The organism is Geobacillus sp. PK12 (assembly GCF_004123125.1).
Classification (GTDB): Bacteria; Bacillota; Bacilli; order Bacillales; family Anoxybacillaceae; genus Geobacillus; species Geobacillus zalihae.
This window is the reverse complement of sequence record NZ_SDKL01000030.1, coordinates 69,771-83,497: the sequence shown is the minus strand read 5'-3', so window position 1 is coordinate 83,497 and position 13,727 is coordinate 69,771. Positions and strand designations below refer to the sequence as shown.

Sequence of the window (13,727 nt, the reverse complement as noted above, 5' to 3'; positions counted from 1 at the left end):
CGTGAAACAGCATGCGTCCTGAGCCAGCGCAGCCTTCTTCCCACCGTTCATGTTCGGCTGTTGGCAAAACAGCAACAGGGGTGGCTGACGGCAGAAAAACAACATGCAAGAAGGAAATCAGAGCAGCAATGAAGTAAACGTAAAAGAAAGGAAAAACTAGACAGGAGCGAAAAAGAATGAGAGAAAAGCTGTTTCTCGTGCTGGCCAACTTGTTTTGGGCCGGCAATTACGTCATCGGGAAGTCCATCATTGCGGAAACGGGCCCATTTTGGCTGACGTTGATCCGTTGGTGCGCCGCTTTTATCGTGTTGGCGCCCGTATCGTACTGGCTTGAGCGGCCGCGCTACCAGGACATCATCAAACAATATTGGCTGCCGCTCGCTGCAGCCGGAATTCTTGGCGTCATCGGCTATAATTTGCTTTTATACGGCGCGCTCGCCTATACATCGCCGATGAACGCAGCGATCGTCAATTCGCTCAATCCGGCGATCATCGTCGTGTTGTCGTATGCGCTGCTGCGGGAGCGGCTGTCAAAAACCAATATTGCCGGCTTTTTGTTGTCGCTGGCCGGTGTATTGTTTATTTTAACGGATGGGCATATAGCACACGTCTTCCGAATGAACTACAACCGCGGTGATTTGATGATGCTCGCCGCCGGTGTCGTCTGGGCGCTTTATTCGATCATCGGCAAAAAACTACCCGTCCCACCGATTACAGCGACAACGTGCTCCGTTTTTTTTAGCTTGCTGCTGCTGTGGCCGTTCGCATTCTTTTATCCGTTTCCAGCTGATCACATAAGTGCAGCTGGGCTCGCCGGATTGGTCTATATTTGCTTGTTTCCGTCCATTCTTTCCTTCTTATTTTGGAACATCTCAGTGCAAAAAGTCGGTCCGAGCCATGCCGGTGTATATTTAAACTTAATTGCCGTATTTACCGCTGTGATCACGTTTTTGCTTGGCGGTGCTCTATCCGTCCTGCAGCTGGCCGGCGGCGCAATCGTCTTGTTCGGCGTCTATTTGGCGACAAAAGCGCCGAAAGTGAAGACGGAACAAGTGGATATCGCAGGATGACGGCCGGGCCGTTTGGCGGACAGCATCATCAAAAATAAAACCCGCCATCACAAGCGGGAACCTTTAGCCATGAAAAACAGCGCCGCCCGCCGCACCCAAAACCCTGTTGCATGCACAAGCGGTCTCCCCTCACCCAAAGGGAGACCGCTTTTTGGCTATTGGAGCAATCGAAGGAACTCACGCATAAACGCCGGCAAATCCGGCCACGCATGGGCGGAGACGAGGTTGCCGTCAACGTGGACTGTATGGTCAGACACATACGTCGCTCCTAGCGCCTCAACCCCCGGCTTGCAGGCAATATACGCTGTCAAACTCCGTCCTTTCAACAAATCCGGCATCGTTTCAAAAATGAGCGAGGCGTGGCAAATTGCGGCAATCGGCTTATTCGCCTCAAAGAAATGACGGACGATGCGCTGCACGTTTTCATCAAGGCGAATGTATTCCGGCGCCCGCCCGCCTGGAATGACTAACGCATCGTATTGCGTCGGGTCGATCTCGGCGAACGATGCATGGGCGTCGATCAAATAGCCTTGTTTTTCCACATACGTATCCCAGTCGGCAAAATCATGGACAACGGTGTGCAGTTTCTTTTTCTTCGGCGCGGCAATCGTTACGTCATGCCCTTCCTCCAACAAACGATAATACGGATAATACACCTCCAGCGCCTCAACAGCGTCGCCGGTGATGATCAACACTTTTTTGCTCATGGATTTCCGCCTCCTTGTCCATTTTTTTCTTTCATTTCTATCATACTGGAAACGAGTGAAAAGGAAAAGTAAAATGATTGGTGGAAAGGTATGAAGCAGCAGAAACGAGAGTCGCTATGGTTGCGACAGTAAGGAGGGAAACAGAATGACCATCACCTCATGGCTGGCCGCCTCGCGCCACACCGTCGTGCTGACCGGCGCCGGCATGTCAACCGAAAGCGGGCTGCCCGATTTCCGCTCGCCGCGCACCGGGCTGTGGGCGCGTTTTAACCCGAGCGAACTCGCTACCATCGATGCGCTGTACCATCGCCGTGAATCGTTCGTCGAGTTTTACCAATATCGCATTCGCACCTTGCAACAATGCCAACCGCATGACGGACACCGCTTATTGGCCGATTGGGAGCGGCGCGGGATCGTGCAAACGATTGTGACGCAAAATGTCGATGGCTTTCACCAAGAAGCGGGAAGCCGACGCGTCATCGAACTTCATGGCTCGCTCCGCACCGTCCATTGTCAGCGGTGCGGGGAGTCAAAACCCAGCTTTGTCTATTTGCACGGTGTGTTGACGTGCGAATGCGGCGGAGTTTTGCGCCCGTCGGTCGTGCTGTTTGGCGAGCCGCTGCCGGAGAAAGCCATCGATCAAGCGTGGGAAGCGGCCCGCCAAGCGGACTTGTTCGTTGTGCTCGGCTCCTCTCTGCAGGTATCCCCAGCCAACCAGCTGCCGCTTGTTGCCAAGCGGAGTGGGGCTAAACTCGTGATCATCAATTGGGAACCGACGGAACTGGACGATCTCGCCGATGCTGTCATCCATCAGCGAAAAATCGGTGAAGTGCTGAACGAGCTCAATGAGCAGTTGGCGGAGGTGGATCCATGACCAAAGAAACGATGTTGCAAATGGCGCTCGAATCGATCGGCGACCACTCCCACATCCGCCATTGGCGCCGCGTCTCAGGCGGGGACATCAATGACGCCTATCGCGTCCAAAGCGGCAAGCAAACGTACTTTATCAAAATGCAGCACTTCCCGCCGGCCGATTTTTTCGCCGCTGAACAGATGGGATTGGAGCTGATCGGACAAACGGGCGCCATCCGTGTTCCGCACGTCTTTGGCTCTGGTGAAGCGGACGGCTGGGGCTGGCTCGTCTTGGAATGGGTCGAAGGAGCAGAAACGGAACGGACGGCCGAACAGCTCGGCCGCGGCCTTGCCTGCCTCCATCAATGCCGCGGCCCGGCGTTTGGCCTTGACCGCGATACGTACATCGGGACGCTGCCGCAGCGCAACGGTTGGTACGGCCGCTGGCCCGACTATTACCGCGACGCCCGCCTTAGACCACACATAACGCGAGCGGCGGAGAGAGGCCTCCTGCCCGCCAAGCGGCGCAAACGTCTCGAATGGCTGCTCGAGCGGCTTGACCAATGGCTCCCGGATGACTGTGTTCCGTCGCTTTTGCATGGCGACTTATGGAGCGGCAACTGGATTCCAGGGCCAGACGGAGTGCCGTATTTGATCGATCCGTCTGTTTTGTATGGCCATCATGAGTTTGAGATCGCGTTTACCGAGCTGTTTGGCGGCTTTCCGCTCCGGTTTTATGAAAGCTATCGCGAGCTTATGCCGCTCTCGGCTGATTATCATGACCGAAAACCGCTCTACCAGCTGTTTTACTTGCTCGTTCATCTCAATTTATTCGGCGAAACATACGGCAACGCGGTCGACCGCGTGTTAGAACGGTATGCGGGGGAGTAGTTTCTCCTGCTTTCCCCGCGCCATCTTTATTCAGCACGAATCGCTTCGAGCAGCGCATCCCCGCTTTCGCTCACGCGCACATAGGCAAACCGAACATTCTCTTGCCGTGTCATCCCCGTTTTTTCCGGAATGAAATACGATTCAATGCCATACACGACTTGCGGGCCGTGGAACGTGCCGGTGATGATCACATCCCCAGGCTGCGGCGTGTATCCCGGCCTTTTGTTTCCATTCACCATATATACGCCAGCCAAACGATGCACCCCATCCGCTCCTTTTCGCAGCCCAACTTGCACCCGTCCGCTTCCATCAAGCGACGGAATGGTGGAAATATCGTACCGAAGCTGAATATAATCCCCTTGCAGCATGGAACGCGGATCCACCGGCTCAAGCTCCAGCTTTACGACATCACCATATCGCAGCAATCGCTCTTTTTGCCAAACGGTATAACCTAAAAATGAAAATTGAGCGATCACGACTATGAGCGTCCACAATGAAACGCGCCGCCCCCAGCGCACTCCCTTGGCCCATGTGAAGCCATTCCGTTTCTCGAGCCACAATGTCCATGCAAGCAACGCCACGCCTGCCGCCAGCAAGCTGATCGATTTATGAAGCAAATTCCAGGCGAACTCGTAATATTTCAGCACGAGATAAAGCGCCGTGTACACCCAAGCGGTCTTCCGCTCCAGTTGCCGACCGCGGAAAAGAAAGAAGGCAAGCGCCAAGACCATGACGATATTCAACGCCACGTACAGTCCATCAGCCGCAAATACATCGGCGCTCGTCGCGATCCCAAGCGCTCCGAACGCCAAGACAAGCGGAGTGAGAAACGGCGTTCCGCGAAAGCGGCCATACGCATACAACCCGCCGTTGACCAAAGCCAAGGTGAGCAACACCGTCCGGCCGTCATCCATCGCCGAACTTAAGGCGATCCCGAAATAGACCGTCAGCGCCGCCGTCGTCAACCGGCGCACTCCGCTGTCTGATGACCGGATGATGCCAATCGCAAGCCCAATGGCATAGAGGAACAGAGCCAGCCGCGAGACCTCCCCCGCCATCGCCACCCCGAGCCCATAACCAACAGCCAGCAGAGTATAACGAACGACCGCATTCCAATGCCGGCCCAATGAGGCGGGAACGACAAATCCAAAGATGGAAATGAAAAAGAGCACATAAGGCGACCATGACTCTGTCCAAAGAAAATACAAGCCAAGCAGGCTTTGGATGGCCAACGCGGAAGCCGCAAGTGTGACAATCGCCTGAAACGCCGCCAAAAACCATTTCCCGGCTTTCGTCTTTGCTGAAAACAGCCCCGTGCGCCGCAATAGCACAACGCCCCCGTACAACACGGCAGCAGCCGCCACGAGCCCAATGAGAAGCAACCATGTTCCATAATGATCAGCGAGCAAGCGAATGTATTGAATGAACAAAAACAGTCCAGCAAACAAACTCGTCAACAACACATACAACCGCTGCTTGGCGATGACAAGAAAATAATAAAGCAACACAGCGAGCAACACGGCATACACGTATGGCCACCATGCGTCGCGCCCATAGGAAAACCCGGTTATGTCCATCACAAGCAGCCAACCTTGCATGGCTAGGTAAGCGAAACAACGGATGAGCGGTGTCCGAGCAAACACAACGAGCGCACCGTTTACGATCACGAATAACGACAGCACGCCAAACGAAGACCATTCCGTCCACTCAATCCGATAAGCGGACGGAAAATAATAAAACCAGCACGCAAGCTGCAACAACCCAATCGCGATCACGGACAGCACCCGTTCTTTTGTCAACAGCGCCAACAAAGCGGTTGGCGCAAGCCAGACAAGAAACAGCCAATAACTGTCCGCATGCGAGTTGTAAATTTGGCCGAGCAGCGCCAACGCAATGCCAAATGACAACACTCCGCTGATCAACATCCAACGCCCTAAGAAACGACGGCGGCCCCAAAGCGCCGCGCTTGCGATGTAAAACACCGCCATCATGCCGATGCTGATCCCGACTTTCACCTCTCGCCCCATCTCCGGCCAATTGGCGGCAAAAAAATACACCATCCCGGCAATCATGCACAAAAACGCCAACGCATACCCCGTTTTCACGACGCGGACCGCCATATCGCTTCCTCCCCTTGTGGCTCGAATCTTTCTCTCTATAAAATATGCTGAAAAAGCTGTCTAGAAGACCAGTGAAAACACGCCTCATTCCATCGTATTTTCCTAGTTGCCGCTCACCCTTTAGACTGTTTTCTTTATTGCAGTACAGGACACTATGGTTGGAGATCATTTTTTAAGTGGAAAATGTCCATATCATGCTCTGCCACTTTTTTGATCAAATAGTTGATCGATGACTGTTGCGAAGAGAACTGCCGCGAAGCCATGTCAAGAGCGGCCTGATGCTTATGGAGCATGTTCTCGATATAGCGAAAGTGGCTCCGCATTTCTAGTGTGAGGTTGTCAACTTTTTCTTCGACCCGTTCAACTTTCCCTTCAAGCCGTCGCTGTCCTTCTTTCAATGTTTGCACATCGCCTTTGACCGCATCCATGTCGGCTTTCAATGTTTGGACGTCGCCTTTGACCGCGTTCATATCCGCTTTTAATGTGCGCACATCCTCCTCAACCCGGTGAAGCCGTTGGTCCAAGCGGGCTTGTCCCTTCTGTAACAACTGCACTTCATCTTCCAGCCGCGCCTGTCCTTCCTTGAGCGCTTGCACCTCGCCTTCGAGGCGCGCTTGCCCTTCCTTGAGCGCTTGCACCTCGCCTTCGAGGCGCGCTTGCCCTTCCTTGAGCGCTTGCACTTCGCCTTCGAGGCGCGCTTGCCCTTCCTTGAGCGCTTGCACTTCGCCTTCGAGGCGCGCTTGCCCTTCTTGAAGCGCTCGGACATTTCCTTCGATCCGATCGAGCCGCACGTGGATGGGATTGAGCTTTTGGTCAAGCAGTTCGGCCATCATTTGCACGAGTTCGGCTTGGCTCATCGTTTCTCACCTCCTTTCCCCCATTGTATCATTGTCCCACACAACGTCATAGTATAGAAAAAGAGATTTTCTTCTCCTTTTCGACAAGATCAGACGCTAAATCAAACCGATGAATCGGCTTCATCATCAAATCAACATGGGGCAAAAAATGATTTTTTGATGATCAGCTACAAACGGCCGCCTCGATGAATCCACATCCGATAAAGAGCAAGACAGGCCGCCAAGTAAGCACCGCCAAGCACAAACCCGCCAAGCACATCAGACGGATAATGCACTTGCAAGCTTAACCGGCTTAAGCCAGTTAAGAGCGCCAGCGCCGCAAACACGCCGTAAATGGCCGCCCGTTCTCCACGCTTGGTGCGCGTTTGCGCCAAAAAATACGCTAAAAGCAGCAAGTAAATCGTCCCGATCATCGCGTGGCCGCTCGGAAAACTGAACCCCCCGATCTCGGCATGCGGCGGGCGCTCCCGCCCCACAACATGCTTGATCCATTCGTTGATGCCATACCCCCCACCAACAGCGACGACAACCAACACCATTCCATAGACATCGCGGCGGAAAAACCATAAACCAATGACAAGCATCACACTGATGATGCCTATTGTTTTCCCATTGCCGAGAAACGTAAACGGATCGAGCCATTGCCATGAATCAAACAGCTGCAGCCCACCTTCGTCAGCCGCCTTTGTCACCCCGGCTGCCACGCTTGCCCAAACAGCCAAAAAAAAGACCGCGCCGACAGCCGCTATCATCCATAATCGTCGGTTCACTCTGACTCACTCCTTGTTGATGCTTCCTCACAACCGCATCAGTCGGTTGCCCACCACTGGATATCAAAGTCGATTTGTACGGAGATCAAACCAAAAGGAAACATTGAAAGTTCCTCATTATAACTTAATATATTTTCATGAACAAAAGAAAAATCCTCCTTAAAAAGCAGCACTTTTTAAGGAGGAAACAACCGTTACGACGGCAGCTTCGTCTCTCCCATCAGGAACCGGTCCACTTCACGGGCCGCCCCCCGGCCCTCGTGGATCGCCCAAACGATCAGGCTTTGGCCGCGGCGGGCGTCGCCGGCCGCAAACACGCCCTCGATGTTTGTTGTATATTTGCCGTATGGGGCTTTCACTTTGTTGTTGATCGTTTCAACGCCAAACTGCTTCAACAACGGCTGCTCTGGCCCTTCAAACCCGATGGCGATAAACACCAAATCACACGGCCATACTTGTTCCGTCCCCGGAATTTCTTTAAAGATCGCTTTGCCGTTTTCATCAATGATTTTTTCCATTTGAATCGTATGCAGCTCTTTCACCCGGCCGTATTCATCCCCGACGATTTTTTTCGTCTGGATGCAATATTGACGCGGGTCGGCGCCGAATTTCGCTTTTGCTTCTTCATACGCGTAGTCAAGCGTAAAGACGAGCGGATATTGCGGCCACGGATTATCGTCCGGGCGCTTGTCCGGCAAGGCAGGGTGTTTGCCGAACTGGACGACGCTTTTGCAGCCTTGGCGCAGCGCGGTCGCCACACAGTCGGCCCCCGTGTCGCCGCCGCCGATCACAATGACACGTTTTCCCTTGGCATCGATAAACTGGCCATCGGCAAAGTTGGAATCCAATAAACTTTTCGTCACGCCCGTCAAATAATCCATCGCAAAATGGACGCCCTCCAGCTCACGGCCTTCAATGGCCAAATCGCGTTGCTTTTGCGCCCCGATGCACAAGACAATGGCGTCGTACTTGGCGCGCAGCTCCTCGGCGGTGATGTCCTTGCCAACTTCGGTGTTCGTGACAAACGTAATGCCTTCCTCTTCGAGCAGACGCACCCGACGCTCGACCACTTCTTTTTCCAGTTTCATATTCGGAATGCCGTACATCAACAAGCCGCCGATGCGATCGGTCCGCTCGTACACCGTCACCGAATGGCCAGCTTGGTTAAGTTGGTCGGCACAGGCGAGCCCAGCCGGGCCAGAGCCGACGATGGCCACTTTTTTCCCTGTTCTTGTTTTCGGAATGCGCGGTTTCACCCATCCTTCAGCAAACCCTTTATCAATAATGGCCCGTTCGATTCCTTTAATCGCAACCGCTGGGTCGGAAATGGCCACCGTGCACGATCCTTCGCACGGCGCCGGACAGACGCGACCAGTAAATTCTGGGAAGTTGTTGGTCTTTAAAAGTCGGTCAAGCGCTTCTTTCCAACGACCTCGGTACACCAAATCGTTCCATTCCGGGATCAAGTTGTGCACCGGACACCCCGAGGTAAGGCCGTTTAGCTCCAATCCCATATGACAAAACGGCGTGCCACAGTCCATACAGCGGGCGCCTTGGCGGGCCAGCACGTCTTCGGAAAACGGCTGCGTGTATTCTTTCCAATCATCGAGACGGGAAAGCGGATCGCGCTTTTTCTCTTCCTCGCGTGCATATTCCATAAATCCTGTTGCTTTTCCCACGATGGTTCCCCTCCTTCTTTCCGTACGTATCCTCTCTTCTCTCATGCGGCCTTCCCGCCTGTTGGCCGATCAAAAAGCGGGCCCCGCGAAGCCGCGGAGCCGAAGCGGCGTCGTCACTTCGCGGCCAATCGCAAGCCACAGCGTTACTTCGCCACCGCTTGCAGCTGATGGACGCCGCCGACAGCCGCTTTTTTCTGTTTTGCCACCGTTTCAAACGCCGCCATGACAGCTTCTTCGTGCGAAAGCCCGGACTGTTCGAGCGTTTCGATCGTCTCAATCATCAGTTTGTAATTGCGCGGAATAACTTTGACGAAGCGGCGGACGTAATCGTCCCACTCGTCGAGCACCAATGCAGCCCGCGGGCTTCCTGTATAGCGGTAATGGTTTTCGATCATCCGGCGCACGTCGCGAATTTCTTCCTCGTCTTCGAGCCGCTCAAATGAGACGAGCTCAAGGTTGGCGGTTTGCTGCCAGCTGTCTTCATCGGCAAGAACGTAAGCGATCCCACCGGACATGCCGGCGGCGAAGTTTTTGCCAACCGAACCGAGGATGACAACGCGGCCGCCGGTCATATATTCACAGCCGTGGTCGCCGACGCCTTCGACAACAGCATGGACGCCGCTGTTGCGGACGCAGAACCGCTCCCCAGCGCGGCCGCGAATGTACGCTTCGCCGCTTGTAGCCCCGTAAAACGCCACGTTGCCAATGATGACGTTGTCAGCCGCGGCAAACGGCGCCTCATGCGGCGGACGGACGATCACTTTGCCGCCGGAAAGCCCTTTGCCGACGTAGTCGTTCGCGTCGCCGACGAGCTCAAGCGTCATCCCTTTCGGCACAAACGCTGCAAAGCTTTGCCCGGCCGATCCGGTGAAATGGAGGCGGATCGTATCATCCGGCAACCCTTCCTCACCGTAGCGTTTCGAAATCTCGCTGCCGGTCATCGCCCCGACCGTGCGGTGGACGTTGCGGATGGCGAGGTGAAGTTCGACCGGCTCCTGCCGTTCAAGCGCTGGCTGCACCGCCGGCAAAATTTCTGTATGATCAAGCGTCTCTTCCAAACGATGGTTTTGCCCTTTGATGCAAGTGCGCGGTCCATCGACTTGGTACAGAAGACGCGACAGATCGAGATGTTTCGCTTTCCAATGCGCTTTCGCCCGTTCGCTCACTTTCAAGACGTCAACGCGGCCGACCATTTCGTCGATCGTGCGGAAGCCGAGCTCCGCCATAATTTCCCGCACTTCTTGAGCGACAAAGTACATAAAGTTGACGACATGTTCGGGCTTCCCGGTGAATTTTTTGCGCAGTTCCGGATTTTGCGTCGCCACGCCGACCGGGCATGTATCCAAATGGCAGACGCGCATCATGACACAGCCTAAAACGACGAGCGGTGCCGTCGCAAATCCGAATTCTTCGGCCCCAAACAGCGCCGCCATCACGACATCACGGCCGGTCATCAATTTGCCGTCGGTTTCTAGAACGACGCGGTCGCGCAACCCATTGAGCATGAGCGTCTGATGCGTTTCCGCCAATCCAAGCTCCCACGGCAAGCCGGCATGCTTGATGCTCGTTTTCGGCGACGCACCCGTGCCGCCGTCATAGCCGCTGATGACAATGACATCGGCGTTCCCTTTCGCCACGCCAGCGGCGATCGTGCCAACGCCGGCTTTGGCGACGAGCTTGACGCTGATGCGCGCGTCTTTGTTGGCGTTTTTCAAATCATAAATGAGTTGGGCCAAGTCTTCGATCGAGTAAATGTCATGGTGCGGCGGCGGGGAAATGAGCTCGACTCCCGGCGTTGAGCCGCGCACTTTGCCGACCCACGGATACACTTTATTGGCCGGAAGCTGGCCACCTTCACCTGGTTTTGCCCCTTGCGCCATTTTGATTTGCAATTCGTCAGCGTTAACCAAATAATGGCTTTTTACGCCAAAACGCCCGGACGCCACTTGTTTGATCGCGCTGCGGCGCCAGTCGCCGTTTTCATCTTTCACATAGCGGGCCGGGTCTTCGCCGCCCTCGCCGCTGTTGCTTTTTCCGCCGATCCGGTTCATGGCGATCGCCAGCGCCTCATGGGCTTCCTGGCTGATCGAACCGAACGACATGGCCCCTGTTTTAAAGCGGCGGACGATCGACTCGACCGGTTCGACTTCCTCAATCGGCACCGGTTGCCGGCTCGAATCGAAATCGAACAAGTTGCGCAAAAACGTCAACTGTTCTTCATTGGCCAGTTTCGAATATTGTTTATAGAGGTTGTAATCGTTTTTCCGGCACGCCCATTGCAACAAATGGATCGTCTTCGGATTGAACGCGTGATGTTCGCCGTTGCGCCGCCATTGCAGCTCGCTGCCTGCATCGAGCACATCGTCTTCATGCCGCGCGCCGAAAGCGGCTTCGTGGCGCATTTTCGCTTCTTTCGCAATTTCCGCAAGCCCGATGCCGCCGATTTGCGATGCCGTGCCGGTGAAGTATTCCTCAATGACATCGTCGCCGATGCCGACCGCTTCAAAAATTTGCGCGCCGCGGTAGCTTTGCACCGTCGAAATGCCCATTTTCGACATCACTTTGACAACGCCGTCAACGGCTGCCTTGATGTACGTTTTCGCTGCTTCCCGGTACGACAAGGCGATGACGCCGTTTTCTGACGCCTGGCGGATGGTCTCGAGCGCCAAGTACGGGTTGATGGCGTCCGCCCCGTAGCCGATGAGCGCCGCAAAATGATGCACTTCACGCGCTTCGCCGCTTTCGACCAGCAGGCTGACGTTCGTGCGCGTCCCGTTGCGGACAAGATGCTGGTGAAGCCCGCTTGTCGCCAACAAAACCGGAATGGCGACATGTGTTTCATCAACGCCGCGGTCGGACAGCACAAGAAGCGCCGCCCCGTTTTCGATCGCTTCATCCGCTTTGGCAAACAGCTCATCAAGCGCCGTTTTCAAATCGTCGGTAAATAACGTCGGCAGCACCGCGCACGCAAATTCCGGGTACGGATTGGCTTTTAACGCCGCCAGTTCTTCGTTCGTCAACAGCGGCGTCTCAAGGCGAATGCGCCGCGCCGCTTTGGCGTCCGGATGCAAAATATTCCCTTCTTTGCCGAGCAGCGTCATCGTTGACGTGACGACATATTCGCGGATGGCGTCAATCGGCGGATTTGTCACTTGGGCAAACAGCTGCTTGAAGTAGTTGAACAAGCTTTGCGGCCGCTCGGACAGCACGGCAAGCGGCGCATCCATGCCCATCGCCCCCGTCGGATCTTTCCCCTCCGTCGCCATCGGCAAAATCGTTTTTTCCACATCTTCAAACGTGTAGCCGAACGCTTTTTGCAGTTTGACGAGTTGCTTCGGCGCTTCGACGTCCTCCGGAATTTCCAGATCGCCAAGCGTGATCATTTGCTCGTTGATCCATTGGCGATATGGCTTTTCATGAGCCATTTCTTCCTTGATTTCCTGGTCGGAGATGATGCGCCCTTGCTCGAGGTCAACCAACAGCATTTTCCCCGGGCTCAGCCGTTCCTTATATAAAATGTTGTTCGGGTCGACATCAATGACGCCGACTTCGGATGAGAAAATAATGTAGTCGTCTTTGGTGACGTAATAGCGGGCCGGACGCAAGCCGTTCCGGTCCAAAATGGCGCCGATTTGCTTGCCGTCGGTGAACGAAATCGCCGTCGGTCCATCCCACGGCTCCATGAGACAGCTATGGTACTCGTAAAACGCCTTTTTCGCCCCGTCCATCTGCTCATCCCAAAACCACGGTTCCGGAATGAGCATCATCGCGACATGGGCCGGCTTCCGGCCAGCAAGAACGAAAAATTCGAACGCATTGTCCAAAATCGACGAGTCGCTGCCGTTCGTATCCAAAATCGGCACGACTTTTTCCAAATCCGCGCCGAACGCTTCCGACACAAATTGCTTCTCGCGCGCCGTCATCCAGTTGACATTGCCGCGCAACGTGTTGATCTCGCCGTTATGGATCAAATAGCGGTTCGGATGGGCCCGCTCCCAGCTCGGGAACGTGTTCGTGCTGAAGCGCGAGTGCACGAGGGCAAACGCCGAACGGAACCGTTCATCTTGCAAATCCAAATAAAACGCATCGATTTGTTCCGGCGTAAGCAACCCTTTATAAACGATCGTCCGGCTCGAGAAGCTCGCTACATAGCACTCGTTGTGTTCCACACATTTTTCGAATTGTTTGCGGATCACATACAGCTTCCGTTCAAACGCCAACTCATCAGCCACGTCATCACTTGCCGCGACAAACACTTGGCGGATGAACGGCTGGCTTTGCCGCGCCAGTTTGCCAAGCTTTTCACGATCAACTGGAACTGTCCGCCATCCGAGCAGCCGTTGCCCTTCTTGAGCGACGATCTCATTGAACATCGATTCATAGTACGCCCGTTTCGCTTCCTCTTCCGGCAAAAAGAACATCCCGACCCCGTAGCGCCCTTTTTCCGGCAAGTTCATCCCGCCGCACACCGCTTGAAAATACTCATGCGGAATTTGCGTCATAATGCCCGCGCCATCGCCCGTTTCCGGATCGCTCCCTTGTCCGCCGCGGTGTTCAAGCTGGCGAAGCATATGAAGTGCCTTTTTGATAATGTCGTGCGACGGTTTTCCTTTCAAATGCGCATAAAACCCGATCCCGCATGCATCATGCTCAAATTCCGGGCGATATAACCCTTGCGCTTCCGGTAATCCGTAGTGTTTCATGCTGCCTTCCCCTCCCGTTCCGAATTGTCTGTAATATTCATTGTAGTTTTCAAAATTAATATAAACAATATATAATTT

Annotated in this window: 9 protein-coding genes; 3 read left to right on the top strand and 6 right to left on the bottom strand. The window is 54.5% G+C overall.

Annotation, left to right across the window (positions count from 1 at the left end):
* Positions 1-176 precede the first annotated feature (176 nt).
* On the top strand, positions 177-1,070 hold the full coding sequence (locus ETR37_RS11260; RefSeq protein WP_023634139.1) for a DMT family transporter: 894 nt from the start codon (positions 177-179) through the stop codon (positions 1,068-1,070).
* Between the two features lie 155 nt (positions 1,071-1,225).
* Here ETR37_RS11260 and ETR37_RS11255 read toward each other — a convergent pair whose 3' ends face one another.
* Entirely contained in the window at positions 1,226-1,777 is a 552-nt protein-coding gene (locus ETR37_RS11255; protein ID WP_033025223.1) for a DJ-1/PfpI family protein, read from the bottom strand.
* Between the two features lie 145 nt (positions 1,778-1,922).
* On the opposite strand from ETR37_RS11255, the gene ETR37_RS11250 reads away from it, so the two are divergent.
* On the top strand, positions 1,923-2,651 hold the full coding sequence (locus tag ETR37_RS11250) for an NAD-dependent deacylase (protein ID WP_014195614.1): 729 nt from the start codon (positions 1,923-1,925) through the stop codon (positions 2,649-2,651).
* Complete coding sequence (locus tag ETR37_RS11245) at positions 2,648-3,520, top strand: fructosamine kinase family protein (RefSeq protein WP_129447277.1); 873 nt, start codon at positions 2,648-2,650, stop codon at positions 3,518-3,520. The genes ETR37_RS11250 and ETR37_RS11245 overlap by 4 nt, the downstream gene beginning before the upstream one ends.
* A gap of 26 nt (positions 3,521-3,546) precedes the next feature.
* Here the strand turns inward: ETR37_RS11245 and ETR37_RS11240 are convergent, their stop codons facing one another.
* From ETR37_RS11240 to gltB, 5 genes are all read right to left on the bottom strand, one after another.
* On the bottom strand, positions 3,547-5,640 hold the full coding sequence (locus ETR37_RS11240; RefSeq protein WP_129447276.1) for a GDYXXLXY domain-containing protein: 2,094 nt from the start codon (positions 5,638-5,640) through the stop codon (positions 3,547-3,549).
* Positions 5,641-5,792: 152 nt separating this feature from the next.
* The gene (locus ETR37_RS11235; protein ID WP_129447275.1) at positions 5,793-6,497 is read right to left on the bottom strand and encodes a hypothetical protein; all 705 of its coding nucleotides are present in this window, start codon (positions 6,495-6,497) and stop codon (positions 5,793-5,795) included.
* Positions 6,498-6,664: 167 nt separating this feature from the next.
* On the bottom strand, positions 6,665-7,249 hold the full coding sequence (locus ETR37_RS11230) for a phosphatase PAP2 family protein (RefSeq protein ID WP_020278734.1): 585 nt from the start codon (positions 7,247-7,249) through the stop codon (positions 6,665-6,667).
* Positions 7,250-7,461: 212 nt separating this feature from the next.
* Positions 7,462-8,946 (bottom strand): glutamate synthase subunit beta, encoded by a 1,485-nt coding sequence (locus ETR37_RS11225; protein WP_129447274.1) that lies wholly within the window; start codon positions 8,944-8,946, stop codon positions 7,462-7,464.
* 143 nt (positions 8,947-9,089) lie between these two features.
* Positions 9,090-13,649 carry a glutamate synthase large subunit gene (gltB, locus tag ETR37_RS11220; protein ID WP_129447273.1) on the bottom strand — a complete coding sequence of 1,520 codons (4,560 nt, stop codon included), beginning with the start codon at positions 13,647-13,649 and terminating at the stop codon, positions 9,090-9,092.
* Between the last annotated feature and the right edge of the window lie 78 nt (positions 13,650-13,727).